The following is a 25,046-nucleotide window of genomic DNA, read 5'->3' as shown; positions in this document are numbered from 1 at the left end:
CTATCCTGCCCGATGATAGGGATGCCCGGCAAGGATCGTCGTGGCTCGATAGAGCTGCTCCATCAGCATCGCCCGGGCCAGCAGGTGCGGCCAGGTCGCCTTGCCGAAGGCGAGCAACAAGTCCGCTTCGGCCCGTTCTTCCTCGGCATGCCCATCCGCTGCGCCCAGCACGAACCGCGCTTCGCGGATGCCGTCGTCGCGCCAGCGCCCGAGGATCTCGGCCAGTTCTTCGGAGGACAGGTTCTTGCCGCGCTCGTCCAGCAATACCGTCTTGCAAGGTGTTTGCGGCTCGGGAATGCGACCGCCGGTTTCGGGCAGTTCGGTGAGCTTGACCGGCCAGGTCAGGCGCTTCTCATAGCGCGCAACAAGATCCGCTTCGGGCGAACGAGCAATCTTGCCGCGTGCGATCACGTGGAGAAGCATGGTCAGAATTCGTGTCCGGACTGCGCTGGGACGATTTCCCTCGCCGATCCGGTTCAAACGTTACGCAGTGCCGGTAGCAGCCTCGCCGTCACCGAAGGCCCACATACGCTCCAGATTATAGAAGCTGCGGACTTCGGGCCGGAACAGGTGCACGACCACGTCGCCGGCGTCGATCAGCACCCAGTCGGCGGCGGTCAGCCCCTCGACCCGAACGGGGCCAAAGCCCTCGTGCTTGATCTTCTCGGCAAGTTTCTGCGCCATCGCGGCGACTTGCCGCGTCGAACGGCCCGAGGCGATCACCATGTGATCGGCAATCGAGCTTTTCCCTTCGAGAGGAATCGAGACGACTTCCTGTGCCTGGTCGTCATCGAGCTGCGCGAGAACGAGCTCGTGCAACCGATCCGACGGCTTGTCAGTCTTGGCCATGACCGAAGCCTTGGCCGTGGTATCGGCCGTAGCCGAATAGGTTTGCGCCTGGTTCATAGGCGGATTCACGTCTCCAGATTGTGGGGCAAAAAGGCATGAGGAAAGAAACGCTTGTGCTGCGCCTCATGTTCCCTCCGATGGTTGGATGAGCCGATGCGTGACCGCATCCCTCACCGGCAAGCTGGAAAAGCGCATAGCCCAGTCCGGATCGGCGCGGCGAATGGCCGTGGCCGAGCGTGGATCTGGATCGAAACGCAATAACACCAGTGCCGGTGCGCTCCATCTGCCCCGGTTTCGAAAGCTGGCGGCAGGAACCCGGTAGCGCCTGAGCCAGGCCATGGCGGGGCTCGCCATAGCGCCATCATCATAACCGGGCCGGGCAATGACTGCAATCGGCATGGCATTCGCGATGTCGCGCCAGCGCCGCCAGTGATGAAATTGCATCAGGTTGTCACTGCCCATCAGCCACACGAATTCGCGTTTGGGATAGCGTCGCCCGAGTGCGGCGAGCGTATCGATGGTGTAGCGCGTGCCGAGTTCCTGCTCGATCGCGGTTGCGCGGATGGGGCTGCGGCGCGCCTGCACCTGCGCCGAGTTCAACCGCGCGGCGAGCGGCGCCATGCCTTGCTTCGGCTTGAGCGGGTTGCCCGGGGAAACCAGCCACCAGACCTCGTCGAGCCCCAACGCCTCCATCGCGAACAGGGTCACCCGGCGGTGCCCGCCATGCGCGGGGTTGAAACTGCCTCCGAGTAATCCGGTCCTGAGGCCCATCGAAGCGCTTACGGGCGCGCCTGCCCGCTGCCGCGCACGAGCCATTTATAGGTGGTGAGCCCTTCGAGCGCGACGGGCCCGCGCGCGTGGAGCCGGCCGGTCGCGATGCCGATTTCGGCGCCAAGCCCGAACTCGCCGCCATCTGCAAACTGGGTCGAGGCATTGTGCATCACGATCGCGCTGTCGACCTCGGCGAGGAAGCGGTCGGCCGCCGCCTGGTCGTCGGTAATGATCGCCTCGGTATGGTTGGAGGAATGGCGCGCGATGTGCGCCATCGCGTCGTCGATCCCGTCGACCACTGCAACCGAGAGGATCGCATCGAGATATTCGGTGTCCCAATCCTCGTCCGATACGGGGACGATCCGAGGGTCGATCGCCTGCGCGCGGCCGTCGCCGCGCACTTCGCAGCCGCCATCGAGCAGCTTGCCAAGCAGCGCCTCCGAACCGGCAAAACTGGCATCGAGCAGCAGCGTCTCCATGGCCCCGCAGATGCCGGTGCGGCGCAGCTTGGCGTTGAAGGCAATTTCGCGCGCCATAGCCGGGTCGGCGGCTGTATGGACATAGGTGTGGCAGTTGCCATCGAGGTGGGCGAGCACCGGCACCCGGGCATCGGCCTGGACGCGGGCCACCAGCCCCTTGCCCCCGCGCGGAACGATCATGTCGATCAGCCCGGCTGCCGCCAGCATGGCGCCGACGGCCGCGCGGTCCTGCGTCGGGATCAGCTGCACGGCTGCCTCGGGCACGCCGCCCGCGGCCAATCCGCGCACCAGCGCCGCATGGATCGCGCGGTTGGAATGGACGGCTTCACTGCCGCCCCGCAACAGCGCGGCATTGCCAGCACGAACGCACAGCACTGCCGCATCGGCGGTGACATTGGGGCGCGATTCATAGATCAGGCCGATCAGCCCGATCGGGACGCGGACACGGCTCAACGCCAAGCCGTTGGCTGGCGTGGCGGTATCGATCACTTCGCCGACCGGGTCGGGCAGTGCGGCCACCGCCTCGACCCCGGCAGCGATCCCCTCGAGCCGCGCTTCGTCGAGGCGCAGGCGATCGAGCATTGCGGCCGACAGCCCGTTAGCCTCGCCGGCGGCGAGGTCGCGGGCGTTGGCCGCCAGGATATCGCTCGCATCCGCGCGCAGGGCCTGCGCGGCCTGCCGCAGAGCCTCGGCCTTCTCGTCGCTCGACATGGCGGCCAGCCGCCGCTGCGCTTGCCTTCCTGCGAGGGCGAGCGCGCGAATCAACTCCGCGGTATCCTGCTGGGATTGTTGCGCGATTGTGGCCATTCGCAATGCCTTAGCAGCCTCGCCCTTGGCTGTCAGGCGGCGAATCCGATGGGAATTCTTGCGAATCGACTAGCAAGGATTGTCCCCCGATCAGGGGTCGCGGCAACACGCGACAAGGTGAATCGTTCCCGCCCAAACATTAATCTTTCAACGGAGTTAAACGGCTCATCGTGCGACTCCCCCCATTCGACCCTTCCAGAACTGTACAGATTCGACATCCTCATCTTTCCGGTGTTAGCGCTCCCCTGGGTCAAAAACGACGGACACAGTCGAGAGGGGTCGCTTTGCTTCAGAGAATTTCTGCTGGCGGGTGGGGGAACCGCTTGCGCGAACATTTCCCGGATCGCGAATTTTTCATGCGATCACAGGGTCAAGTTCGCTTCATCAAGATATCATCGCGCGTCCAGATGGGCGCAGCTGCGCTCGTAGTCGCGCTGCTGGTCGGCTGGACGCTGTCGATGGGCGCCATGGCGTGGTCGAAGTATCGCGCCGATGCCGATCGCAGCTCGCTGCTCGTGCGCGAAGCGCGGGTAGCGACTGCGCAAGAGCGGCTCGATGCCTATGGCAACGACCTCGAGGGCGTGAAGCAGGACCTGATCAAGCGGCAGGAATTCCTCGAAGCGACCGTACCGATGCTGCCCGACGACATTCGCAATGACGATACGGTCAGCGATTCTACCGGACAGGCAACCGAGACGGTCGAGAAGGTCGGCGCGCTGCTGCCGCAGGCTCGCGGCCTCGCCGAAATCGAAGCGCGCCAGCTTGCCTTCGTCGAGCGTCTGACCCGTTATGCCGACCGCCGCTCCAAGCGCGCGGAAAACGCAATTCGCAAGCTCGGGCTCGACCCGCGTACCATCGTCCGCAATGCCGAACGCCAGGCGATGGGTGGTCCGCTCGAAGTCCTTGCAACCGGCCGCGATGGCTCGATCGATCCGCGCTTCGAACGGCTTGGGCTTAGCCTGGCCCGCATGGCGGCTCTCGAGCGCGGGCTCGACGGGATTCCGCAAGTCCTCCCGGCCGAGGCTCCGATGGTGACTTCGAGCTACGGCTATCGCCGCGATCCCTTCACCGGTCGTGCCGCGATGCATAACGGCCTCGACTTCAAGGGACCGATCGGTGCGCCGATCTACGCCGCCTCCAAGGGCCGCGTAACCTTCGTCGGCCGCAAGTCGGGTTATGGCAATGTCGTCGAGGTGAGCCATGGCAATGGCCTGATGACCCGCTACGCCCACATGTCCAAGTTCCGTACCCGAGTGGGGCAGTCTGTCGCCGCAGGTGACATCATCGGCGCTATCGGAAGCACCGGTCGTTCGACCGGACCGCACCTCCACTTCGAGGTGCGCATCAATGATCGCGCGGTCAATCCGCGCCCCTTCCTGGAGACCGCACCCGATGTTCTCAAAGAAGTCAGACGAGTCCCCGAACTCGCTCGCCGCCAATCCGGAGAAACCAATGGCCAGCCGTAGCGCCTCGAATTCCACCTTTTCCGTGATCGGGTCGGATGTCACCATCAAGGGCGACATTACCGCATCTGCCGATCTTCACGTCGATGGCTCGATCGAGGGCGATCTTCACTGCGCTTCGCTGGTCCAGGGCGAAAGCAGCATCATCTCTGGCGGTATAGAAGCGCAGACCGCGCGCCTGGCCGGCAAGGTCGTCGGTTCGATCCGCGCCAAGGAACTGGTCGTGCTCAAGAGCGCGCGCATCGAAGGCGACGTCCATTACGACGCACTGACGATCGAACAGGGCGCTCACGTCGACGGCCGGTTTGCGCACAGCTCGCCCAAGGCGGCAGCTCCTGCAGCGCCGCGGCCGCAACAGCAGCAGGCGGCGCCGACCGGCGACAAGCCCGCTTCGCCCGATGAGCCAAAGCTCACGCTGGCAAGCTAGCGCATAAGTCTCTTGGAGGGGATGAAAGGGGCGCGGCCGCAAGGCTCGCGTCCCTTTTCATTTGTGCGGCGGGGCCTTTTGCGGGTCAGCTCTCGCCGCTGATTTCCGCCTTCAGCGCCTTGCGGTCGAGCTTGCCAATCATCGTCTTGGGCAGGCTGTCGCGAATGCCGAGGGTTTCGAGCCGCTCGTGCTTGCCAAGCCGCGCATTGACCCAGGCCTTGATCGCCTCCGCGTCCACGGCGGCATCGGGCACCAAGGTGATGTAACCGTTGACGCTCTCACCACGGTAGGTGTCGGGCAGGCCGAGCACGAGCGCCTCCTTGACCGCTTCGTGTTCGAGCAAAACCTTCTCGACCTCGCTCGGAAACACCTTGAAGCCGCCGACCGCGATCATGTCCTTGATCCGGTCGACGATCTGCAGGAAGCCGTCTTCATCCTGCACGGCGACGTCGCCGGTGCGCAGGTAGCGCTTGCCGCCATGCTCGACGAAGACTTCGGCTGAAGCTTCCGGCCGATTCCAATAGCCCTGCATGATCTGCGGGCCGTGGATGGCAAGTTCGCCCGGTTCGCCATCGGGCGCGAGTTTCGCCGGGTCTTCCTTGTCGAGCAGCAGGATCTCCGTCCCCGCCACGACCTGGCCGATGGTCCCGGGCTTGCGCACGCCGTCATAGGGATTGGCCGAGACCACGCCCGAACTCTCGGTCAGTCCGTATCCTTCGACCAGCCGCGTGCCGGTTCGCGCTTCCCACTTCTCGCGCACCGGCGCGGGCAGCGGCGCGCCGCCCGAGATGCACACCTTGAGGCTCGAGAGATCGGTCTTGTCGAGATCGGGGTGGTCGAGCAGCGCCTGGAACATCGTCGGCACGCCGGGAAAGCCGGTCGCGCCTTCCTTGCCGATGGTCTGCAGCACCTGCTTCGCCTCGAAGCGGGGAACGATCGCGATCGACGCGCCGCTTGCCACTGCATGGTTGAGCAGCGCCGTGTTGGCGAAGACGTGGAACATCGGCAGTGCGCCCATGAACACTTCGTTCTCAGCGTCGCCGAAGGGATTGATGCCGCACACCTGCTGCGCATTGATCGAGAGATTGGCGTGGCTCAGCATCGCGCCCTTGGGCGTGCCCGTGGTGCCGCCCGTGTATTGCAGCAGCGCAACCTCGTTGGGATCAATGGCGAGCTTAGGCGGCTCGCCCGCACCCGAAACCAGCTCGCTCCAGCGCAGTATGTCACTGCCATATGCGACCTTGGCGATCTTGCTGCGCGCGAAGATCTTCATTGCCACGCGCTTTGCGGTCGGCAGCATGGCAGCGAGTTCGCCCACCACCAGCGTTTCGAGCGCCGAGCCGCGCAGGACCTTCTCGGCGGTGCCGTAAAGCTCGGGCACGTCGACCGTCACCAGCAATCGCGTCCCCGAATCCGCCACCTGCTGCGACAGTTCGTCGACAGTATAGAGCGGCGAGAAATTGACGACGATCGCGCCCGCCATCATCGCCCCGTAATAGGCGGCGACATAGATCGGGACGTTGGGGAGGAACAGGCCGACGCGGTCGCCCTTGGCAATCCCGCGGGCGGCCAGGTGCGAGGCGAAGCGCTGCGCATCCGCGTAGAGCTCGGCGTAGGAATATTCGCGCCCCAGGAAATGCAGCAGCGGGGCCGCGCCGCGGCGCACGGTGGTGCGCGCGAACATCTCGGGCAGGCTCAGCGCCTCGAACTGCGTGTCCCAGGGTGTTGGGTGGTGATAGCGCGACCTACTGACATCCATGTCAATCGAATGGCGCAAGCCAACCGGCTAGACAAGGAAAAAGCCGCGCTACACGGCGCTTAGGCGTCGGCTTCGGGGCCCTCGACGCCAAGCTCGGCCTGCTCAGCCTCGCGGCGAGCGGCCAGCCAGGCCTCGGCCTCGGCTTCCTGCGCAGCTTCGGAGGCAGCCTTCTCGTTGGCATCGCGCTCGGCGCGAAGTTCCTCGATCAGCTTCTCCTTGTCGCTGCGGTCGTCGCCCGCAACCACTTCGCCTTCGGTAATGCCGGCGCGCTTGGCGGCCTTGGCAACGACGGCGTCGAGCTCGCGCTGCGAGCACAGGCCGAGGGTGACGGGATCCTTGGGCTGGATGTTCTGGATGTTCCAGTGGGTCCGTTCGCGGATCGCGGTGATGGTGTTGCGGGTCGTGCCGATCAGCTTGGAAATCTGCGCGTCGGACACTTCGGGGTGGCTGCGCAGGATCCAGGCAATGCCATCGGGCTTGTCCTGGCGCTTCGACACCGGAGTGTAGCGCGGCCCCTTGGTGCGGGTCACCTCGACTGGGGCCTTCTGCATCTTGAGGCGATATTCGACGTCGGCCTGCCCACGCTCGATCTCTTCCTGCGTCAGCTCGCCCGAATGGACCGGGTCGCGCCCGGTGTACTTGCTGCCCGCAAGGTCATCGGCCATCGCCTGCACTTCGAGAATATGCAGGCCGCAGAATTCGGCGATCTGCTCGAAGGAGAGCGCGGTATTGTCGACCAGCCAGGTGGCGGTGGCGTGGGGCATCAGCGGGGTGGGCTGATCTTTGGCACCTTGGGCCATGGAAAACTCCGTTCAAAATAGAAGGGCCGCCCCTTTCGGAGCGGCCGTTGCACGAGAGTAGATAGGGCAAGCCGCAGGATTCGGCAAGCGTTACGCCATCGGCACGAAATTGGGCAGCGCCTCGATCCGTGCGATCCAGCTTCGGATGTTCGGGTAGTCCCCCAGCCCGAAGCCGCCCTCTTCTGCGACATGGGTGTATGCGAACAGCGCAATGTCGGCGAGCGTGACCGCGCCGTACGCCATGAAATCGCGGGTCGCGAGGTGTTGGTCCATCAATTGCAGCGCCGCCTCGCCCGCCACTCTCTTGGCCATGATCAGGCCACGTTGTTCCTTGCTGAGATTGGCCTCGCCGACGAAATAGAGCCAGAACCGCAGCGTCGCGACATTGGGTTCGTGATTGTACTGTTCGAAGAACATCCAGCGCAGCATGTTGGCCTGCTCGTACCGGTCGCCGGGAATCAATTGGCTGCCGCTCGCCAGATACCAGCAGGCGGCATTGCTCTCGGGCAGGAAACGCTCTTCGCCATCGGTGATCTGGAGCACCGGAATGCGTCCATTGGGATTGATACTGGCGAGGAATTCAGGAGTGCGGGTTTCGCCGCGCATGATGTCATACTGCTGGATCGCCAGCGGGATGCCGAGCAGCGCCGCGGTCAGCTTGATCTTGTAGCAATTGCCGCTGCGCGGATCTTCATGGAGCGTGTAGGTTTCGGTCATAGTGGCGTAACCTCCAGCACAATCTTGCCGATATGTTCGCCCGCCTCCATCCGCGCATGGGCTGCAGCAGCTTCGGCGAGCGGAAAGGTCCGGTCCATCACCGGCTTGAGCTCTCGCGAGGTGAACAGGGGCCAGGCATGCTGCGCAATTTCATCGGCCAGTGCGGTCTTGAACGCGTCGGAGCGTGGGCGGAGGGTTGAACCGGTCAACGTCAAACGGCGCATCATGACGAAACCCATGTTGAGTTCCGCCGTGGGGCCGCCAAGCACCGCGATGGTCACATGCCGCCCGTCCTCGGCAAGGCACTTGAGGTTGCGCGCGACGTAATCGCCCGAAACCATGTCGAGCACGACATTAACGCCTTTGCCGCCGGTGTATCCCTTGATCGCCTCGACGAAATCCCGCTCGCGGTAATTGATGGCGAGGTCCGCGCCCAATTGCCGTGCCGCCGAGCATTTGGCCTCATCGCCGCAGGTCACGATCACCTCGAGCCCGAAGGCTTTGCTTAGCATGACCGCCATGGTGCCGATACCGCTGGTGCCGCCATGGACGAGCAGTCGGTCGCCTTCCGCTGCCATCCCGCGCTCGAACACATTATGCCACACAGTAAAGAGCGTTTCGGGGAGCGCCGCCGCTTCCTTGAGCGGCATGCCCTCCGGCACCGGCAGGCAGTGGCCCCAGGGCGCCCGGCAGAATTCGGCGTAGCCGCCACCGGGCGTCAGCGCCGCAACTTCCTGTCCGATCAGCTCGCGCGGAACATCTTCGCCCACCGCGACCACTTCGCCCGCGACCTCCAGCCCGAGAATAGGCGAAGCTCCAAGAGGTGCGGGATAGTGGCCGGCGCGCTGGATGCAGTCAGGCCGGTTGACCCCGGCATAGGCAACGCGGATCAGAACATCGGTCGGTCCGGGCTCCGGAATTTCTGCTTCGCCCAGCGACAGGACCTCGGGCCCACCGGGCGCTTCGAAGCCGATCGCCTGCATCGTCTTGGTCAATACTTCCGCCATATCCACTCCGTGCCACCCTCGAAGCGTTGCATTTGCGACGCAAGGGGAAGGAAATCCCCATCTGTCCGCGCACCTAGCCTTTGCCCGGATTGACAGCAAGGCGGCTCGCTTGCGATTGTAGCAGCAATGGAAGAAGACGACCGCCCCCGCCCCAAAGGGGATGCCGCGAGCAAGCTCGCTGGCGAGGATCTGTCACCTTATTCGCAGGACGAGTTGGAAGAGCGGATCGCGCTGCTCAAGGCGGAAATCGCCAGAGTCGATAGTCACCGGATGAAGGTCGAGGCGCACCGGAGCGCCGCCGACGCGCTGTTCAGGAAGCCGAGTTCGTGAAGCCGCGGCCTCGCAACCTTTCCGAGGCGTCCCCATATAGATGCAGCCATATAGGAATGGTTAACCATAACTGCTCATACTCTCCCGCAAGGGATGGGTCGCGCCTATGCGGTTAGTTAGATGTAAGCCCGGTTAGAAAGGCCGAGAGAGACCAGCAGATGCCAAGTTTCGCCCAGAACCTCGAAAGAACGCTGCACAACGCACTCGCCAATGCGTCGGAGCGTCGACACGAATATGCCACGCTCGAGCACTTGCTGCTCGCGTTGATCGATGACGAGGATGCGGCGCAAGTCATGGCCGCCTGCGGCGTCGACCTTGCCGAACTGGGCGAGGTCGTGAAGCAGTATCTCGACCAGGAATACCAGTCCTTGAAGACCGAGGACGGCGCCGATCCGCAACCCACGGCCGGCTTCCAGCGGGTGATCCAGCGCGCCATCCTGCATGTCCAGTCTTCCGGCAAGGACACGGTTACCGGGGCGAATGTGCTGGTTGCGCTGTTCTCCGAGCGCGACAGCTATGCGGTCTATTTCCTCCAGCAGCAGGACATGAGCCGGCTCGATGCGGTGAGCTATATCAGCCACGGCATCGGCAAGGGTGGGCGCCAGCTGGAATCAAAGCCTCCGCAGGGCGCCGAAGATCCGCAAGCCGATGGATCGGACCAGGCGAAAGAAGGCGGCAACAAGAAGGAAACCGCGCTCGACCAGTTCACGGTAAACCTCAATGCCAAGGCCGAAGCCGGCAAGGTTGATCCACTGATCGGTCGCGGTCCCGAAGTCGATCGCACGATCCAAATTCTGTGCCGCCGCAGCAAGAACAACCCGCTCTATGTGGGCGATCCCGGCGTCGGCAAGACCGCCATCGCCGAAGGCCTGGCACGCAAGATCGTCGAGGGCGAGGTCCCCGACGTTCTCACCGACGCGGTGATCTACTCGCTCGACATGGGCGCGCTGCTGGCCGGTACGCGCTATCGCGGCGATTTCGAGGAGCGGCTCAAGCAGGTCGTCAACGAACTCGAGGGCATGCCCGAGGCGATCCTGTTCATCGACGAGATTCACACCGTGATCGGCGCAGGTGCGACCAGCGGCGGGGCGATGGATGCCTCGAACCTCTTGAAGCCCGCCCTGTCGGGCGGGACGATCCGGTGCATCGGATCGACCACCTACAAGGAATTCCGCAACCACTTCGAGAAGGATCGCGCCCTTCTGCGGCGGTTCCAGAAGATCGACGTCAACGAACCGACCGTCGAAGATACGATCAAGATTCTCAAGGGCCTGCGCAGTGCCTTCGAAGATCACCACAAGGTGAAGTACACGCCCGATGCGATCAAGACCGCGGTCGAACTTTCGGCTCGCTACATCAATGATCGCAAGCTGCCCGACAAGGCGATCGACGTCATCGACGAGGTCGGCGCGATGCAGATGCTGGTCCCGCCCAGCCGCCGGAAGAAGAAGATCACCTCGAAGGAAATCGAGGCGGTGATCGCGACCATGGCGCGGATTCCGCCGAAATCGGTCAGCAAGGACGACAAGAAGGCGCTCGAAAATCTCGAACGCGACCTCAAGCACGTCGTTTTCGGCCAGGACGAGGCAATCCATCGCCTCTCGACCGCGATGAAGCTGTCGCGTGCGGGACTGCGCGATCCGGACAAGCCGATCGGTTCGTTCCTGTTCTCCGGCCCGACCGGAGTCGGCAAGACCGAGGTCGCCCGCCAGCTTGCATCGATCATGGGCATCGAGCTCAAGCGGTTCGACATGTCAGAGTATATGGAACGTCACAGCGTTTCGCGCCTGATCGGCGCGCCTCCGGGCTATGTTGGTTATGATCAGGGTGGTCTTTTAACCGATGCGGTTGATCAGAATCCGCATTGCGTGCTTCTGCTCGACGAGATCGAGAAGGCGCACCCTGACCTGTTCAACATCCTGCTGCAGGTGATGGATAATGGCCGCCTGACCGACCACCACGGCAAGACGGTCGACTTCCGCAATGTCGTGCTGATCATGACGACCAATGCCGGCGCCGCGGACATGGCCCGCCAGGGGATCGGGTTCGGCGACGTGAGCAAGGAAGACGCCCAGGAAGAAGCGGTGAAGAAGATGTTCACCCCGGAATTTCGCAACCGTCTCGATGCGATCGTGCCCTTCGCCTATCTCGGCAAGAGCACGGTCGCCCGCGTGGTCGACAAGTTCATCCTGCAGCTTGAACTGCAGCTGGCCGAGCAGAACGTCCACATCCAGTTCGACAAGGATGCGCGAAACTGGCTCGCCGACAAGGGTTACGACAGGCTCTATGGCGCGCGGCCGATGGCACGCTTGATCCAGGAGAAGATCAAGCAGCCGCTGGCCGAGGAATTGCTGTTCGGCAAGCTCGCCGACGGCGGCGAGGTCCATGTCAGCGTCAAGGACGGCAAACCGAACTTCGAACTGACGCCCGCACCGCCGAAAGCCGCGCCCAAGCGAAAGGCAACTTCGAAGAAGAAGCCCGCCGCGAAGAAATCCCCGCCCAAGCCCGAGGAGCCGAAGGCCGACACCGGCGGGGGAGCGGACGGCAAGGACGACAGCGGCAGCTAGGGCATGCCCAAGCTGTATGATCGGGGCGCGCGGGAAACCGTTGCGCCCCTTGTCGTTTGGAAAGGGTGAGCGCTCCCTTTTCCTGGATCCGGCCCGAACCGTGGGGCATCCACATCGTTCCGGCGGATATCTGGGTCGATCCCGGTCGCGCGGTCGATCGCGCACTCGTCACGCACGGCCATGCCGATCATGCCCGCGGCGGCCATGGCGAAACGATCGCGACGCCAGAGACGCTCGCGATTATGGAGCTGCGTTATCGCACCGGCGCGAAAGACGGCGCCGGCGAGATCCCGCACAAGGCCATACCAGCGATGTATGGCGAAACGATTCGCCTGAAGGGCGGCGTCGACGCGGCCTTCATTCCCGCCGGCCATGTGCTCGGCAGCGCGCAGATATTGCTCGAGCATGCGGGCGAGCGGGTAATCATTACGGGTGATTACAAGCGCCGAACCGACCCAACTTGTACCCCGTTCGAGGTAACTCCTTGTGATATTTTCGTGTCCGAAGCGACTTTCGGACTACCGGTGTTCGTCCATCCACCGATCGAAGACGAGATGGCGAAATTGCTCAGGGTGCTGTCGGACAATTCCGATCGCTGCGTGCAGGTCGGCGCCTATGCGCTGGGCAAGGCGCAGCGCGTCATCGCCGAACTGCGCCGCGCAGGGCATAGGGAACCGATCTATCTTCACGGCGCGATGGAGCGGATGTGCCGCCTCTATGAGGAACATGGCGTTCCATTGGGCGAGCTGCGGCTGGTGGCCGATCATACGAAAGAGGATTTGCGCGGTTCGATCGTCATCTGCCCGCCCTCCACGCTTAATGATCGCTGGTCGCGGCGCCTGCCCGACCCGATCACCGCGATGGCGAGCGGCTGGATGCGCGTGCGGCAACGTGCGCGGCAACGCAATGTCGAGCTACCGCTGGTCATCTCGGATCATGCGGATTGGTGCGAACTGACCGAGACGATCAAGCAGGTCGATGCGGCGGAGAACTGGATCACCCATGGCCGCGAGGATGCGCTGCTGAGATGGTGCCAGCTCAACCAGCGGCGTGCCCGTGCGCTGGCCCTGGTCGGCTACGAGGATGAGGACGACTAGGGGTGGAGGAGTTCGCCGTCCTCGTCGACGCGCTGGTCTATACGCGCAGCCGCAACCGCAAACTGCAGCTGATCGCCGACTATCTGCGCGAGACGCCCGACCCCGACCGCGGCTGGGCGCTCGCCGCCTTGACCGGGGAACTCGATTTTCCGGCGGTGAAGAGCTCGACCGTCCGCAATCTCATGCAGGAGCGGGTCGATCCGGTGCTGTGGACGCTCAGCCGCGACTTCGTCGGCGACACAGCCGAAACCGCGAGTCTGCTGTGGCCCGACCCTGAAATTGACGTCGCGCCGCCGCCATCCTTAAGCGAAGTAGTTGATTTGCTGGGCATGATGACGCGGGTCTCGGTCATGTCGGAGCTGCCCAAACTGCTCGACCGGCTCGATGCCAATGGACGCTATGCGCTGATCAAGCTTGCGACAGGCGGCATGCGGATCGGCGTCTCATCGCGGATTGCCAAGACCGCGTTCGCTCAGGCCTTCGATGTCGCGGTCGAGGAGGTCGAGGAATACTGGCACGGGCTCGCGCCGCCCTACGCGGAGCTGTTCGCCTGGGCTGCAGACGGCGCAGCACCGCCCGACACCGAGAACCGCCCGACCTTCCGACCCTTCATGCTGGCGCATCCGCTCGAAGACACGATCGTCGATCTGAAGGACTATGCGGCGGAGTGGAAATGGGACGGGATCCGCGTGCAATTGGTCCACGCGGGCGGCGAAACGAGGCTCTACTCGCGCAGCGGCGACGATATCAGCCACACTTTTCCGGAGCTGGTCGAGGCGCTCGACATACCTGCCGTGCTTGACGGGGAACTACTCGTTCGCGGCGCGCACCAGGGCGGGGAGGCTGGAGGAGCTGCCAGTTTCAATGCCTTGCAGCAGCGCCTCGGCCGCAAGAATGTCTCCAAGAAGATGCTCGCCGAATTGCCCGCTTTCGTGCGCCTCTATGATGCACTGATCATCGAAGGCACCGATCTGCGGGAGCTCGAATGGCATCGCCGCCGCGCGCAGCTCGAGCAATTCCACCCGCGCCTGCCCGAAACCCATTTCGATCTCTCGCAACTGGTCGAAGCGCGCGATTTCAACCATCTCGCCGAAATTCGCGAAGGCGCGCGCGACGATGCGATCGAGGGCCTGATGCTCAAGCACCGGACGAGCCCCTATGTCGCCGGGCGCAAGACCGGGCTGTGGTACAAGTGGAAACGCGATCCGCTGCTGATTGACTGCGTGCTGATGTATGCGCAGCGCGGCAGCGGCAAACGATCGAGCTTCTATTCCGACTACACTTTCGGCTGCTGGAATGGTGATCCCGACGCCGGTGCGGAACTGCTGCCGGTTGGAAAAGCCTATTCGGGTTTCACCGACGACGAACTCAAGAAGCTCGACCGGCATGTGCGCCAGAACACGGTCAATCGCTTCGGCCCGGTGCGGGAAACCGACAAGAGCCTTGTGTTCGAGGTCGCCTTCGACAGTGCGCACGTATCGAAGCGCCACAAATCAGGCCTTGCGATGCGCTTCCCCCGTATCCACCGCATCCGCTGGGACAAGCCCGCGCATGAGGCCGACCGGATCGATGCGCTACGCGCGCTGGTACGCGACTAGAGCCCAGCACAAGACTGCTCCACGCTTGATGTTGCGCCGCGCAACAATCCGCTGGCGCTGCGGGCGGGACTGCCGATGAGGTCAGCCCTCGGACGCGCCCTTGCCCAGCGCTGCCGCCACGGCTTCGGCGTGATGCTTGGCATTCTCGGCATAATGCGCGGTCCCGATCCGCATCCCGGCGACAGCCGCATCATCGAGATCGCGCATCTTGCGCGCGGGGCGTCCGCCCCATAGTTCGCGCTCGCCCATGACCTTGCCCTCGGTGAGCATGGCGCCTGCCGCGAGCATGGCATCCGAGCCGATCACTGCCTTGTTCATGGCAATCGCACCCAGCCCGACGAACCCACGATCCGCGATGGTGCAGCCGTGTATCATCGCCATATGGCCGATCAGTACGTCGTCCCCGATGATCAGCGGCGAGCCGTCCGGGTCGCCCGAGCGCGGCGGGTCGCAATGGAGCACGCTGCCATCCTGCACATTGGTGCGCTCGCCGATGACAATCCGGCTGACGTCCGCACGCAGTACGCAATTGTACCAGATCGAGCTGCCCGCTCCGATCGTCACGTCGCCGATAATCGTGCAGCCCGGAGCGACAAACGCGCTTTCGTGAATCTGCGGAATCTTGCCGTGGATCGGGACGATGTTCACACCCGGACGGGCCAAGGGAGTTTCGTTGGTCACTGGGATCCTCGCAACATGGTTTGCCACCGGATATGTGGAATGGCCGATGAGAAATTGTCCGTCCAGACCGCGCTGCCGTTATCATTCAGCGCGCGCCATTCGTCCCGGCCAGTCGTTTCAAGCAATTCTTCGATTTTTTGCTCGCTGCGCGAAATGACGACCCAGGCCGAGGCTGTCAGCGATCTGCTCTCGTCTCCCTGATCGATCCTGATAACGCCGGGCCACCCGCTATCGCGGAGAAAGGCAGACAGGACTGGCTCAAGGGCGATGAAGCGGTTGGAGATATGGATCGCCACCAGACCATCGGGCCCGACTGACCGCCCATAGGTTTCGATAGCCTCTTTTGTCAGCAGGTGCAGCGGTATCGCATCTGACGAGAAGGCATCGACCGCCAATATCTCGAGCTGTCCAGCAGGCTCCGCCTCCAGCTCTAGCCTCGCATCGCCAATGACGGTCTGCGAGTCAGGCGCACACTCTTCGAGGAAGGTGAAAACACCTTCGGTCGAGTATTCGAGCACAGCAGGATCAATCTCATAGAAGCGGTAAACTTGGTCAGGCTGGCGATAGCAGGCGAGCGTTCCGGCACCGAGGCCGACTATCCCTATCCGTGCACCTGAACCGTACAGGGCGTCGGCATGGCTCAGCACCAACCCCACCCCGGAATGCTCGCCATAATAGGTTGTCGGCTCAAGCCGGTCCTTCGGCCCAAGGAATTGGCGCCCATGCACGGTCGTTCCATGCGTCAGCACGCGGATCCCGTCCTGCTCCCGGTCGGCGATCGTGTAGACCCCGAAATAGCTCCGCGTCCTTTCGCCGAGACTGTAGGCTGAGAGATGCGTCAGGGCGCCGCGCCCGACCATGATCAGCGCCAGAATGACGACAAAGGCGAAGTGGCTGAATTTCATGGTCAGCGCCAGCCCAGCGAGCATGAACAGTGTGACGGTGGTCCACAGCCAGTTTTCATTGATGGAGGAGTAGAACAGACCGCAGGCGACGGCTGCGGCGATGACCATGCCTACCGCCAGTGCGCGCAGACGTGTTTTCTCCGAACCCGCAATGCGTTGCTGCCAATCGGACAGCCCGCCCAGCGGTAACAGCGCCGCTGCCATCAGGACGAGAAGCGGGTGCTCCCACACCCAATCGAAGATCAGCGGCGCGATGAGCGCTGTGAACAATCCGCCGAGTGCGCCGCCTGCGGACATAATCAGGTAGAAGAATGTGAGGCGCGACGGGTCGGGTCGAAGGTCGTAGAGTCGGCCATGGAGCGCCACCGATATGGAGAATAGCATCAATAGGCTGGTGAAAACGACCAGGAGTCCACTACCTGCCTTTCCCGTCATCGCCATCGCCCCTGCCAGAACGATTATCAGCGGAGCCGTTCGCGTGAACACGCGTGCTGTTGCCCGTCGCTCAGCAAAGGCAGCCGTAAAGCTCAGCAAATAGAGACCGAGTGGGATCACCCACAGCAGCGGCATGGCGAATATGTCGGTCGTCAGGTGGGTCGTTGTGGACAGCATCAGGCCGGATGGTACGGCCGCGAGCAGAAGCCACATGCCCACCCGCTCTGGACCAATCGGAGTCCCCGCATTTGCCGTGGAAGGGGCTGTCTGTTTCGCTAGATGCGGTAGGCGCGACCGCGACCGCATCAACAGGCAGACGAGGACGATGAGCACGACGTAGATTGCGCTCCAGAGAACCGCCTGTTGCCTGAGCGGAACGAAGGGTTCGAAGAGCAGCGGATAGGAAATCAGTCCCGCGAAACTACCGAAGTTGGATGCCGCATAGAGCGGATAGGGGTCGCCCGCACTCTCATCGAGCGCATACCAGCGTTGCACCAGGGGGGCCTGGGCCGAGACGAGGAAGAAAACAGGCCCGACGCTCGCCAGTAGCAGAAGTGGAACCCATAGGACCTCCCACCCTTGCCCCAGGCTGCGAACGTCGGCCAGGGCAATCGGCAGGGTAAGGCCGGCCAGCGCCAGTAACGCGATATGGAGCGCGAACTGGTGGCGAGGCAGCATGCGCCCGATAAAATGCGCGTAGGCGTAGCCGCCCAACAGCAGCGCCTGATAGACCAGCAAGGCACTGTTCCAGACATTGGGCGCGCCGCCCAACCGCGGGAGCGCCATGCGGGCGACCATCGGTTGCACGAGGAACAGCAGGAAGCTGCCGACGAGTATGGTGATCACGAAAATCACCCGGCCTCGATCGGACTGCTTCTCCAGCGTCACGCTCTTTGCCAATCCTGCTTCGTCAGCGAGTACTGGATGGTGGGATTGTGGTCATCGTCGAAAGACGGATCGCTGAAATCCAGGTCTCTGCGTCGTACCATTCCGAGTTTCTCCATGAACTTCCAGCTCGGAATGTTCGCTTCGCAGGTGAGAGCGACAAGATGCGGCGCGCCGATGGTCTCGAAGGCCCAGTCGATCACCGCGCGCATCGCCTCGTCGGCGTAGCCGTGCCGCCAGCGATCCTCGCGCACCAGCCAGCCAATTTCGTGATCGCCCTGGTTGGACGCATTGCTGTTGTCGACCAGCTTCATCCCGCAATGACCGACCAGTTCGCCGGTTTCCTTCTCGATCATCATCATGAAACCGAAGCCGAACTGTGCGAACCAGGCCATGTTCTTGGCATGCTTGGCCTCGATCTCGTGAAGCTCCTTCACCCCGCCGAGATAGTGCATCACGGTCGGCGTGTTCAGCACGTCATACTGCAGCCGGGCATCGCCCTCGTCGATCTTGCGGAGGATCAGCCGCTCGGTCTCGATGACGATATCAGCCATTGGCCGCTTTCCATTCGCCATGGTCGATCGAATAGACGATGATGACCGGGTTCTCTTTGTCGAAATCGTCGTTGGGAAAGTCGAGATCCTCACGGCGACGCATGCCAAGCCGCTTCATCAGCCCCCAACTACCCTCGTTCCCTTCAAGGGTGAGAGCGATAACTTCATCGGCGCCGAAGGTAGTGAAGGCGAGCTCCAGCGAGGCCTGTGCCGCTTCCTTGGCGTAGCCCTTGCCCCAGGCATCCTCACGCAGCCGCCAGCCCACTTCCATCATTCCGATCGGACCGCCCCCCTGGTTGCTGCGCTTGAGGCCGCAGAAGCCAAGGATCGCGCCGTCATCCTTGCGCTCGACGACCCAGAAAGTGTGGCCATGCTCGCGCTTGTAGGTCAGCAATCGGTCCTGCGCGCCCTGCCGCTTGTCTTCGTCCGCAACGCCGCCCAGCCAGCGCATCACCGCCGGTGTGTTGGTGCCTTCCCAGAAGGGCTTCCAGTCCTCCGCGCGCCAGTCGCGCAGGACGAGCCGCTCGGTCTCGTGCCGGAATTCAGCCATTCAGCAGCCGCGCGGCGTGCGCCGCATGGTAGGTCAGCACGCCGGCGCAGCCAGCGCGCTTGAATGCCAGCAGCGTCTCGAGGACCAGCGCGTCGCGATGTCCGGCGCCGGCTGCTGCGGCCGCTTCGATCATCGCGTATTCGCCGCTGACCTGGTAGGCGAAGACGGGCACTTCGAACCGCTCCTTCACCCGGCGCACGATATCGAGATAGGGCAAACCCGGCTTCACCATCACGCTATCGGCGCCCTCCCTGAGGTCGAGCTCGACCTCACGCAGCGCCTCCTCGGCATTGGCCGGATCCATCTGATAGGTCTTCTTGTCGCCCTTGAGCAGCCCCCGGCTGCCGACCGCGTCGCGGAATGGGCCGTAGAAGGCCGAAGCATACTTGGCAGCATAGCTCATGATCTGGACATTCGGATGCCCGTTCATCTCGAGCGCCATGCGGATCGCGTGGACACGCCCGTCCATCATGTCCGACGGGGCAATAATGTCCGCTCCCGCTGCGGCCTGGTTCAGGGCCTGGTCGACCAGCACCGCCACCGTATCGTCATTGGTGACATAGCCCGCAGCATCGACCAGCCCATCCTGACCGTGGGTGGTATAAGGGTCGAGCGCGACATCCGTCAGGATCCCGATGTCCGCCCCGCATGCTTCGCGGATCTCCTTGATCGCGCGGCACATCAGATTGTCGGGGTTGAGAGCCTCGGCGCCATCATCGCTCCGCTTCCCCGCAGGCGTGTTGGGAAACAAGGCGACGCAGGGAATGCCCAGCTCGACCGCCTCCCTCGCGCGTGAAGCAATCCCGTCAACCGACCACCGCGACACGCCGGGAAGTGAAGCTATCGGCTCATCGACCTCATCGCCCTCGGTCACAAACAGCGGCCAGATCAGGTCCGAGGGCGTCAGTACGGTTTCACGATGGAGCGCGCGGCTCCAGCCGCTTGCCCGCGTACGGCGCAGGCGCAGATTAGGATAGCTCGCAGTCATGGCCGGGACTGTTGCCGCAATTGCCCGGGCGAGGCAATCGCGTGTTGCGCAGCTGTGCCGCGATCAGCCGATTTCGCGCTTCTGGTCGAGCTTCTCGATTTCACGCCGTGGAGTTTCGATCTCGGACGCCTTGGGTTCGAGATCGGCGAGCGCCGCTCCCGCCTCGACCTGTTTCAACCGGCGTAGCGTGGCGCGAAAATCCATCAGTTCGCGGCCTTCGAGCTGGGCGCGCGTCACGAACCGCACGCCAGCCGGATTGATGGCGCGCCCGCCGCGGTACATTTCGTAATGGAGGTGCGCCCCGGTCGAGAGCCCGGTCGAACCGACATAACCGATGACCTGGCCCCGGCGCACGTTCTGGCCTGACCGGACCGCCATGCGGCTCATGTGGCAGTAACGGGTCGAGAGCCCGCCGCCATGCGTAATCCTGACCGCATTGCCGCAGCCGCCCGCGCGGCCGGCGCTCGAGACGCGGCCGTCCGAAACCGCGACGATCGGCGTGCCGTAACCGGCTTTGAAATCCATGCCCGAATGCATCCGCCGATAGCCGAGGATCGGATGGCGCCGCATGCCGTAGCTCGAGGTGATCCGCCCCGGGACCGGCGCGACCAGCCCGTTGCGCTGCTCGCCGACCCCCGAAGCCTCGTAAAAGCGGCCTTCATCGCCCCACCGCATCAACTGCGTCTTCGCCTCGCCGTTGCGGTCGATCCCGGCGTAAAGCAGCTTGCCCGCCTGGCGCTCGCCCGTCGCAGCACGGCGATAGGAAATGATCATGTCGAAGGTGTCGGTCGAGGCGACCGAGCGGTCGAGGTCGATCTGGCCGTCAAGCGCCTTGATATATTCCTGCACCGCACTGGTCGGCGCACCGGCCGCGCGGGCCGAGCGGTAGAGGCTTTGGCCCACAGTCCCGCGAATGCGCAGCGGCGTGTCATCGACCCGGATCACATTGCGCTTGAGCGCTAGCTGACCGGCATCGTCGCGAAAGACTTCGAGTTCGAGGTCGAACCGGGCGCGGAAGGCCAACTCGTCGAGAGGGCGCGGCGCGCCTGCTTGCGGTCGCCGGCCGAGCACCAGATCGACCCGGGTGCCCTTCTCGATCTCCTCGAGCGGCATCGCGCCCGAGACCATGGCGTTGATCTGCTCGGCTTCGCCCGTGCCGACGCCCGCGCGCTGGAGCATGCGCATGAAACTGTCACCGCTCGACAGGGTCGCCACCAGTTCGATCTGCGGTCGTTCGGGGGCCGACTTGAGCGGAATCACGCGCGAAGTCGCGCTGGTCTGGCGCCCGCTTTCTGCACCAAGCGCGAGCGGGGTGATCATCTGGCTGCGAAACTCATCGCGCGCGCTTTCGTCTAGTTCCATTGCCGGCATAGCTTCGAGCGGGGCGAAATCGGGCCAGAAGGCGAGGGCAATCGCGCCGAGCGCTACCATCGTGCCGAGCCCGCGGAACCAGCGCTTGCTACCGATCTCGCTCGCCAGATCAGGCGTCAGATCGACATTCTCGAGCTTCTCCGATGCCTTGTCGCGCCAGGCATCGTAACGCGCCCGCCCCGATCGGTAGTGTGCCCGCACCTTGGAGGTGTGCGAGTGGAATTGGCTGAGATGCGGTGCCAGCGCCTGTCTGAGTGAGCTTGAGAGCGTGTTCTCGCGCTTGAGGCTGTGCTGCAGGACTTCGTCGGGAAAGAGCGGCAACTCTTCCGACACGGCCTGATCGCCTGCCTCCAACTCCCGCGCGTGATCCAATGCAGCCCTCCAGCGAACGCGAACAGACCCCGCTGTCGCGCCGACGCAGCAAATTACATGGCCGATTTCTCTGCCCGTTCAAAGTAAACAGCGCATTAATTGTCGACCAGCCGAGTCCGTCGCGCGACCAGTTGTGCATTGGTTGCGGCATGTGTTGCGGGCGCGCCGGTGCGATGCCACATATGCGGCGTGAGTACATTCGGCGCGGAGAGCGCGATCAAGGCCGTTCTCGGCCCGACCAATACCGGCAAGACGCATCTCGCGATCGAACGCATGTGCGGCCATTCGAGCGGCATGATGGGGTTTCCGCTGCGCCTGCTCGCGCGTGAAGTCTATGACCGGGTCCGCGCGATCAAGGGTGACGAGGCGGTTGCGCTGATCACCGGCGAGGAGCGGATCGAGCCGGAGAACGCGCGCTACTTCTGCTGCACGGTCGAGGCGATGGATCGGTTAGGTGGAGGCCACGCCTTCGTTGCGCTCGACGAGGCGCAGCTCGCCGCGGATCCCGAGCGCGGGCACATCTTCACCGACCGCCTGCTAAACGCCCGTGGGCGCGAGGAAACCATGCTGCTCGGTTCGGCCACGGTCGAGCCGCTGGTTAAGCGCTTGATACCGGGCGTCGAAATGGTCGCCAGGCCGCGCTTCTCCACCCTCACCCACGCCGGCTCGACCAAGCTATCGCGCCTGCCGCCGCGCAGTGCAATGGTCGGCTTCAGCGCCGAGCAGGTCTATGCGATGGCGGAAATGCTTCGGCGGTTTCGCGGGGGCGCGGCGGTCGTCATGGGCGCGCTCTCGCCTGAAACACGCAATCGGCAGGTCGAATTGTTCCAGAATGGTGAGGTCGATTACATCGTGGCGACCGATGCGATCGGGATGGGGCTCAACCTCGATCTCAACCATGTCGCCTTCGGCGCGCTGACCAAGTTCGATGGACGGCGCAAACGGCGGCTGACCCCGGCCGAGATGGCGCAGATCGCCGGTCGGGCGGGGCGGCACCAGCGGGACGGCTCGTTCGGGACGCTATCGGGCCTTCGCGGCACCGGCGAGGCGCCTGAGTTCACCGAGGAAGAGATCTATGCGATCGAAGAGCACCGCTTCGCGCCGCTAACGCACCTGTTCTGGCGCGAGGCGGAGCCGCGGTTCGATAGTCTGGGCGTACTGATCGGCGATCTCGAGAGCGCCCCTACAGCGCCCGAGCTGCGCGCCGCACCCGAAGCGATCGATCTCGCCGTGCTCAAACGCCTCGCCGATGAGCCGTTTGCCGCAGAGATCAAGGGCGCCGGGCTGGTCCGCAGGTTCTGGGAAGCCTGTTCGCTGCCCGATTTCCGCCAGGTCGGCCCGGACCAGCATGCCCGCTTCGTAGGGCGACTGTGGCTCGACCTGCGCGAGGGATATCTCGGGGCGGATTATGTAGCCGCGCGTATTGCCGAGCTAGACCGAATGCAGGGTGATATAGCCACGCTGCAAGGAAGGATAGCCGCGATCCGATCCTGGGCCTATATCTGCCAGCGACCCGACTGGGTGCTGGCGCGCGACGAGATGGCGGCGCGGGCCCGCGCAGTCGAAGCCAAGCTCTCGGATGCGCTGCACGCGCGGCTGACCGAGCGATTTGTGAACCGAAGGACGGCGATTTTGATGAAAAGCCTGGGGCAGGATGCAAGCGCGCTGCCGGTAATTCTGGAACAGGACGGCAAACTCACCGTCGAAGGCGAAACCATAGGGCGGCTGGACGGGTTCCGTTTCTCGGTCGACCCCGAAGCGGGCGCCGCAGACCGCAAGATGCTGCTGGCCGCGGGAGAGAAAGCGCTTCCGGGCATTCTCACCCAGCGCGCCGACTGGCTGCTCGGCGAGGGCCTGGGCGAATTGGAGCTGGCCGACGCCGCGATCCGGTGGGGCGATCGCCCGCTGGCAACCGTCGACATGCCCGACGATTTCGCGGCCCCCCGCCTGACCTTGACGCGCGATGTCACGCTGCTGCCCGAGGCGCCGCGCAAGCGGCTGGAGGACGGTTTGCAGGCATGGCTCACCGGCAAGCTGGAACCGCTCGAGCCAATGCGCAAGCTGGCACAGGCCGCGCGCGATCCCGAGGCCGGCTCCGAGGCGCGCGCCCTGCTCCACACGCTGATTGCCGGTCACGGCGTCGTCAGCCGCGAAAACGCGGGGCTCCAGCACCTGCCCAAGGAGTTGCGCCCCTATCTGCGCAAGCTGGGTGTGGTGTTCGGCGCGCTCGACATCTTCGCCCATGCCCTGCTCAAGCCGGCGCCGCGCCAGTTGCTCCACGCGCTCGGGATCGACCGGCGCCCACTGCAGGACGCGATGCTGCCAGTCATCGCGGAGCAGAAACGGCTGCCCGCAGGTTACCGGCCAGCCGGGAGCCAGGCCATTCGCGTCGACCTGGCCGAGAAGATCCTGCGCGCTGCCTTCGACGCCCGCGCCAAGGCAACGGGCGCGGACAAGAAGCCGCCCGCACGTTTTGCGCTCGATACCGCGCTGCCGATCTCGATCGGACTCGAACAGGGCAATATCGCCCGCCTGCTCGGAGCCGCAGGGTTTCACCAGCACCGCGCCCGTCCGCTCGCCGAGGGGATGTACGGCCCGCCCGCGCCCGACAGCTGGAGCTGGCGGCCGCGTCGTGCCGGCGAAAAATCGCCGCAACGGCGCAGCCCGGAAGGCAAGCCCGGCAAGGGCCCGCAGGGCCAGAAGCGCGGTGCCCGCGACGACCGCCGCAAGAAACAGCCCCAGACCGGGCCTGCCAGGAGCGGCGGCGCCTTTGACGGCCTCGCCGAGCTGCTGGGAGGCAAGCCCGGTTGACCGAGAGCAGCGCTTCGGGCGGCAGCATGCGGCTCGACCGGTGGTTGGTCTATTGCCGCTTCGCCCGCACTCGCAGCCGCGCCAGCGCCTTGATCGAAGCAGGCCATATCCGTTGCAATGGCGCGCATGTCCGCCGGTCGAGCGCCTGCGTCCACCCCGGCGATGTCCTGACCATCCCCCTCGGCGAGGCAGTGAGGATCATCGAGGTGGTGGGCCTGCCCGAACGACGCAGTTCGCCCGGATTGGCGCGCTCCCATTATCGCGAGCTTGACCGCGACGGCGATATCGCCATAGCACCTAGCTGATTCGATGATCGAGAAGGACCTTCATCCATGACCTATGTCGTCACCGACGCCTGCATCCGCTGCAAATACACCGATTGCGTCGAGGTTTGCCCGGTGGACTGTTTCTACGAAGGCGAAACGATGTTGGTGATCAATCCTTCCGAATGCATCGACTGCGGCGTGTGCGAACCGGAATGCCCGGCCGAGGCGATCCTGCCCGATACCGAGGACGGGCTTGAGCAATGGCTTGAACTCAATACCAAATATTCCGCCGAATGGCCGAACATCACGAGCCAGAAGGAACCGCCCGCCGACGCCGACGAGCACAAGGGCGAAGAGGGCAAGTTCGAGAAGTACTTCACGCCCGATCCCGGCGAAGGCGACTGAGCCCACTGCCGCTTTTCACACCAATTGACCTGCCTCAAACGGCGGGCGTTCGACTTTATGCAAGAGACTCGCAATTTTCTTGCGAGTGTGCTATATAATAGATCAAGCCTGCCGGTTTGGTCCCGGCTGAAGGCGTGAAAGAAGAAAGGCTC

At 64.0% G+C, this 25,046-nt stretch carries 23 protein-coding genes; 9 read left to right on the top strand and 14 right to left on the bottom strand.

Translation table 11 applies throughout. From position 1 onward, the window contains the following. The 4 genes from P7228_RS06440 to P7228_RS06425 all read right to left on the bottom strand — a co-directional run bounded on the left by P7228_RS06440 (window position 1) and on the right by P7228_RS06425 (window position 2,906). Window positions 1-423 (bottom strand): 23S rRNA (pseudouridine(1915)-N(3))-methyltransferase RlmH, encoded by a 423-nt coding sequence (locus P7228_RS06440; protein WP_278017387.1) that lies wholly within the window; start codon window positions 421-423, stop codon window positions 1-3. A gap of 60 nt (window positions 424-483) precedes the next feature. Then, the gene (gene rsfS, locus P7228_RS06435; protein ID WP_278017719.1) at window positions 484-849 is read right to left on the bottom strand and encodes a ribosome silencing factor; all 366 of its coding nucleotides are present in this window, start codon (window positions 847-849) and stop codon (window positions 484-486) included. Between the two features lie 123 nt (window positions 850-972). Next, window positions 973-1,665 (bottom strand): nicotinate-nucleotide adenylyltransferase, encoded by a 693-nt coding sequence (locus P7228_RS06430; protein ID WP_430732507.1) that lies wholly within the window; start codon window positions 1,663-1,665, stop codon window positions 973-975. After that, a complete protein-coding gene (locus P7228_RS06425) occupies window positions 1,629-2,906 on the bottom strand; it encodes a glutamate-5-semialdehyde dehydrogenase (RefSeq protein WP_278017385.1) in 1,278 nt (425 codons plus the stop codon). The genes P7228_RS06430 and P7228_RS06425 overlap by 37 nt, the downstream gene beginning before the upstream one ends. 323 nt (window positions 2,907-3,229) lie before the next feature. Between P7228_RS06425 and P7228_RS06420 the strand changes: the two genes are divergently transcribed. Further along, window positions 3,230-4,372, top strand: a complete 1,143-nt coding sequence (locus P7228_RS06420) for a M23 family metallopeptidase (protein WP_278017384.1) — start codon at window positions 3,230-3,232, stop codon at window positions 4,370-4,372. Further along, window positions 4,359-4,796 (top strand): bactofilin family protein, encoded by a 438-nt coding sequence (locus P7228_RS06415; protein ID WP_278017383.1) that lies wholly within the window; start codon window positions 4,359-4,361, stop codon window positions 4,794-4,796. The genes P7228_RS06420 and P7228_RS06415 overlap by 14 nt, the downstream gene beginning before the upstream one ends. Window positions 4,797-4,881: 85 nt before the next feature. Here the strand turns inward: P7228_RS06415 and P7228_RS06410 are convergent, their stop codons facing one another. The 4 genes from P7228_RS06410 to P7228_RS06395 all read right to left on the bottom strand — a co-directional run bounded on the left by P7228_RS06410 (window position 4,882) and on the right by P7228_RS06395 (window position 9,079). After that, window positions 4,882-6,555: a long-chain-fatty-acid--CoA ligase gene (locus tag P7228_RS06410; RefSeq protein ID WP_278017718.1), complete on the bottom strand. Its 1,674-nt coding sequence runs from the start codon at window positions 6,553-6,555 to the stop codon at window positions 4,882-4,884. A 59-nt stretch (window positions 6,556-6,614) separates the two neighbouring features. Further along, complete coding sequence (locus P7228_RS06405; RefSeq protein WP_278017382.1) at window positions 6,615-7,355, bottom strand: DUF1013 domain-containing protein; 741 nt, start codon at window positions 7,353-7,355, stop codon at window positions 6,615-6,617. A 90-nt stretch (window positions 7,356-7,445) separates the two neighbouring features. After that, the gene (locus tag P7228_RS06400; protein WP_278017381.1) at window positions 7,446-8,072 is read right to left on the bottom strand and encodes a glutathione S-transferase family protein; all 627 of its coding nucleotides are present in this window, start codon (window positions 8,070-8,072) and stop codon (window positions 7,446-7,448) included. Continuing rightward, window positions 8,069-9,079, bottom strand: coding sequence for an NAD(P)H-quinone oxidoreductase (locus P7228_RS06395; protein ID WP_278017380.1), 1,011 nt, complete (start codon window positions 9,077-9,079; stop codon window positions 8,069-8,071). The genes P7228_RS06400 and P7228_RS06395 overlap by 4 nt, the downstream gene beginning before the upstream one ends. A 126-nt stretch (window positions 9,080-9,205) precedes the next feature. Between P7228_RS06395 and P7228_RS06390 the strand changes: the two genes are divergently transcribed. The 4 genes from P7228_RS06390 (at window position 9,206) to P7228_RS06375 (ending at window position 14,671) form a co-directional block, all read left to right on the top strand. Next, window positions 9,206-9,409: a DUF1192 domain-containing protein gene (locus P7228_RS06390; protein WP_278017379.1), complete on the top strand. Its 204-nt coding sequence runs from the start codon at window positions 9,206-9,208 to the stop codon at window positions 9,407-9,409. A 158-nt stretch (window positions 9,410-9,567) separates the two neighbouring features. Continuing rightward, the gene (clpA, locus tag P7228_RS06385; RefSeq protein WP_278017378.1) at window positions 9,568-11,976 is read left to right on the top strand and encodes an ATP-dependent Clp protease ATP-binding subunit ClpA; all 2,409 of its coding nucleotides are present in this window, start codon (window positions 9,568-9,570) and stop codon (window positions 11,974-11,976) included. A 65-nt stretch (window positions 11,977-12,041) separates the two neighbouring features. Beyond that, a complete protein-coding gene (locus P7228_RS06380; protein ID WP_278017377.1) occupies window positions 12,042-13,073 on the top strand; it encodes a ligase-associated DNA damage response exonuclease in 1,032 nt (343 codons plus the stop codon). 2 nt (window positions 13,074-13,075) lie between these two features. Further along, complete coding sequence (locus P7228_RS06375) at window positions 13,076-14,671, top strand: cisplatin damage response ATP-dependent DNA ligase (protein ID WP_278017376.1); 1,596 nt, start codon at window positions 13,076-13,078, stop codon at window positions 14,669-14,671. Window positions 14,672-14,752: 81 nt separating this feature from the next. Here the strand turns inward: P7228_RS06375 and P7228_RS06370 are convergent, their stop codons facing one another. The 6 genes from P7228_RS06370 to P7228_RS06345 form a co-directional block, all read right to left on the bottom strand. Further along, window positions 14,753-15,352, bottom strand: a complete 600-nt coding sequence (locus tag P7228_RS06370) for a gamma carbonic anhydrase family protein (protein WP_278017375.1) — start codon at window positions 15,350-15,352, stop codon at window positions 14,753-14,755. Beyond that, window positions 15,349-17,580: a polyamine aminopropyltransferase gene (locus P7228_RS06365; protein ID WP_278017374.1), complete on the bottom strand. Its 2,232-nt coding sequence runs from the start codon at window positions 17,578-17,580 to the stop codon at window positions 15,349-15,351. Before P7228_RS06365 ends, P7228_RS06370 begins: the two co-directional genes overlap by 4 nt. After that, entirely contained in the window at window positions 17,577-18,131 is a 555-nt protein-coding gene (locus P7228_RS06360; protein ID WP_278017373.1) for a GNAT family N-acetyltransferase, read from the bottom strand. The genes P7228_RS06365 and P7228_RS06360 overlap by 4 nt, the downstream gene beginning before the upstream one ends. Further along, window positions 18,124-18,681: a GNAT family N-acetyltransferase gene (locus tag P7228_RS06355; RefSeq protein ID WP_278017372.1), complete on the bottom strand. Its 558-nt coding sequence runs from the start codon at window positions 18,679-18,681 to the stop codon at window positions 18,124-18,126. The genes P7228_RS06360 and P7228_RS06355 overlap by 8 nt, the downstream gene beginning before the upstream one ends. Then, a complete protein-coding gene (hemB, locus tag P7228_RS06350; protein WP_278017371.1) occupies window positions 18,674-19,669 on the bottom strand; it encodes a porphobilinogen synthase in 996 nt (331 codons plus the stop codon). The genes P7228_RS06355 and hemB overlap by 8 nt, the downstream gene beginning before the upstream one ends. Before the next feature lie 63 nt (window positions 19,670-19,732). Next, a complete protein-coding gene (locus tag P7228_RS06345; protein ID WP_278017370.1) occupies window positions 19,733-21,412 on the bottom strand; it encodes a M23 family metallopeptidase in 1,680 nt (559 codons plus the stop codon). Between the two features lie 273 nt (window positions 21,413-21,685). Here P7228_RS06345 and P7228_RS06340 point away from each other — a divergent pair, with 273 nt between their 5' ends. Genes P7228_RS06340 through fdxA form a run of 3 tightly spaced genes read left to right on the top strand, consistent with a single transcriptional unit; the run spans window position 21,686 to window position 24,894 of the window. Then, window positions 21,686-24,223: a helicase-related protein gene (locus tag P7228_RS06340; protein ID WP_278017717.1), complete on the top strand. Its 2,538-nt coding sequence runs from the start codon at window positions 21,686-21,688 to the stop codon at window positions 24,221-24,223. Next, window positions 24,220-24,528, top strand: a complete 309-nt coding sequence (locus P7228_RS06335) for an RNA-binding S4 domain-containing protein (RefSeq protein WP_278017369.1) — start codon at window positions 24,220-24,222, stop codon at window positions 24,526-24,528. The genes P7228_RS06340 and P7228_RS06335 overlap by 4 nt, the downstream gene beginning before the upstream one ends. A 27-nt stretch (window positions 24,529-24,555) precedes the next feature. Beyond that, on the top strand, window positions 24,556-24,894 hold the full coding sequence (gene fdxA / locus P7228_RS06330) for a ferredoxin FdxA (protein WP_278017368.1): 339 nt from the start codon (window positions 24,556-24,558) through the stop codon (window positions 24,892-24,894). The last annotated feature ends 152 nt before the right edge of the window (window positions 24,895-25,046 follow it).

Origin of the sequence: Altererythrobacter sp. CAU 1644 (assembly GCF_029623755.1) — a bacterium.
Taxonomy (GTDB): Bacteria; Pseudomonadota; Alphaproteobacteria; order Sphingomonadales; family Sphingomonadaceae; genus Erythrobacter; species Erythrobacter arenosus.
This window is presented reverse-complemented; position numbering and strand designations above follow the sequence as displayed.

Excerpts from the sequence above, each read along its gene's own strand:
- P7228_RS06440 (WP_278017387.1), bottom strand. The coding sequence starts at position 423 with ATGCTTCTCCACGTGATCGCACGCGGCAAGATTGCTCGTTCGCCCGAA.
- rsfS (WP_278017719.1), bottom strand. The coding sequence starts at position 849 with ATGGCCAAGACTGACAAGCCGTCGGATCGGTTGCACGAGCTCGTTCTC.
- P7228_RS06430 (WP_430732507.1), bottom strand. The coding sequence starts at position 1,665 with ATGGCTCGTGCGCGGCAGCGGGCAGGCGCGCCCGTAAGCGCTTCGATG.
- P7228_RS06425 (WP_278017385.1), bottom strand. The coding sequence starts at position 2,906 with ATGGCCACAATCGCGCAACAATCCCAGCAGGATACCGCGGAGTTGATT.
- P7228_RS06415 (WP_278017383.1), top strand. The coding sequence starts at position 4,359 with ATGGCCAGCCGTAGCGCCTCGAATTCCACCTTTTCCGTGATCGGGTCG.
- P7228_RS06410 (WP_278017718.1), bottom strand. The coding sequence starts at position 6,555 with ATGGATGTCAGTAGGTCGCGCTATCACCACCCAACACCCTGGGACACG.
- P7228_RS06405 (WP_278017382.1), bottom strand. The coding sequence starts at position 7,355 with ATGGCCCAAGGTGCCAAAGATCAGCCCACCCCGCTGATGCCCCACGCC.
- P7228_RS06400 (WP_278017381.1), bottom strand. The coding sequence starts at position 8,072 with ATGACCGAAACCTACACGCTCCATGAAGATCCGCGCAGCGGCAATTGC.
- P7228_RS06395 (WP_278017380.1), bottom strand. The coding sequence starts at position 9,079 with ATGGCGGAAGTATTGACCAAGACGATGCAGGCGATCGGCTTCGAAGCG.
- P7228_RS06390 (WP_278017379.1), top strand. The coding sequence starts at position 9,206 with ATGGAAGAAGACGACCGCCCCCGCCCCAAAGGGGATGCCGCGAGCAAG.
- clpA (WP_278017378.1), top strand. The coding sequence starts at position 9,568 with ATGCCAAGTTTCGCCCAGAACCTCGAAAGAACGCTGCACAACGCACTC.
- P7228_RS06360 (WP_278017373.1), bottom strand. The coding sequence starts at position 18,131 with ATGGCTGATATCGTCATCGAGACCGAGCGGCTGATCCTCCGCAAGATC.
- P7228_RS06355 (WP_278017372.1), bottom strand. The coding sequence starts at position 18,681 with ATGGCTGAATTCCGGCACGAGACCGAGCGGCTCGTCCTGCGCGACTGG.
- hemB (WP_278017371.1), bottom strand. The coding sequence starts at position 19,669 with ATGACTGCGAGCTATCCTAATCTGCGCCTGCGCCGTACGCGGGCAAGC.
- P7228_RS06340 (WP_278017717.1), top strand. The coding sequence starts at position 21,686 with ATGTGCGGCCATTCGAGCGGCATGATGGGGTTTCCGCTGCGCCTGCTC.
- fdxA (WP_278017368.1), top strand. The coding sequence starts at position 24,556 with ATGACCTATGTCGTCACCGACGCCTGCATCCGCTGCAAATACACCGAT.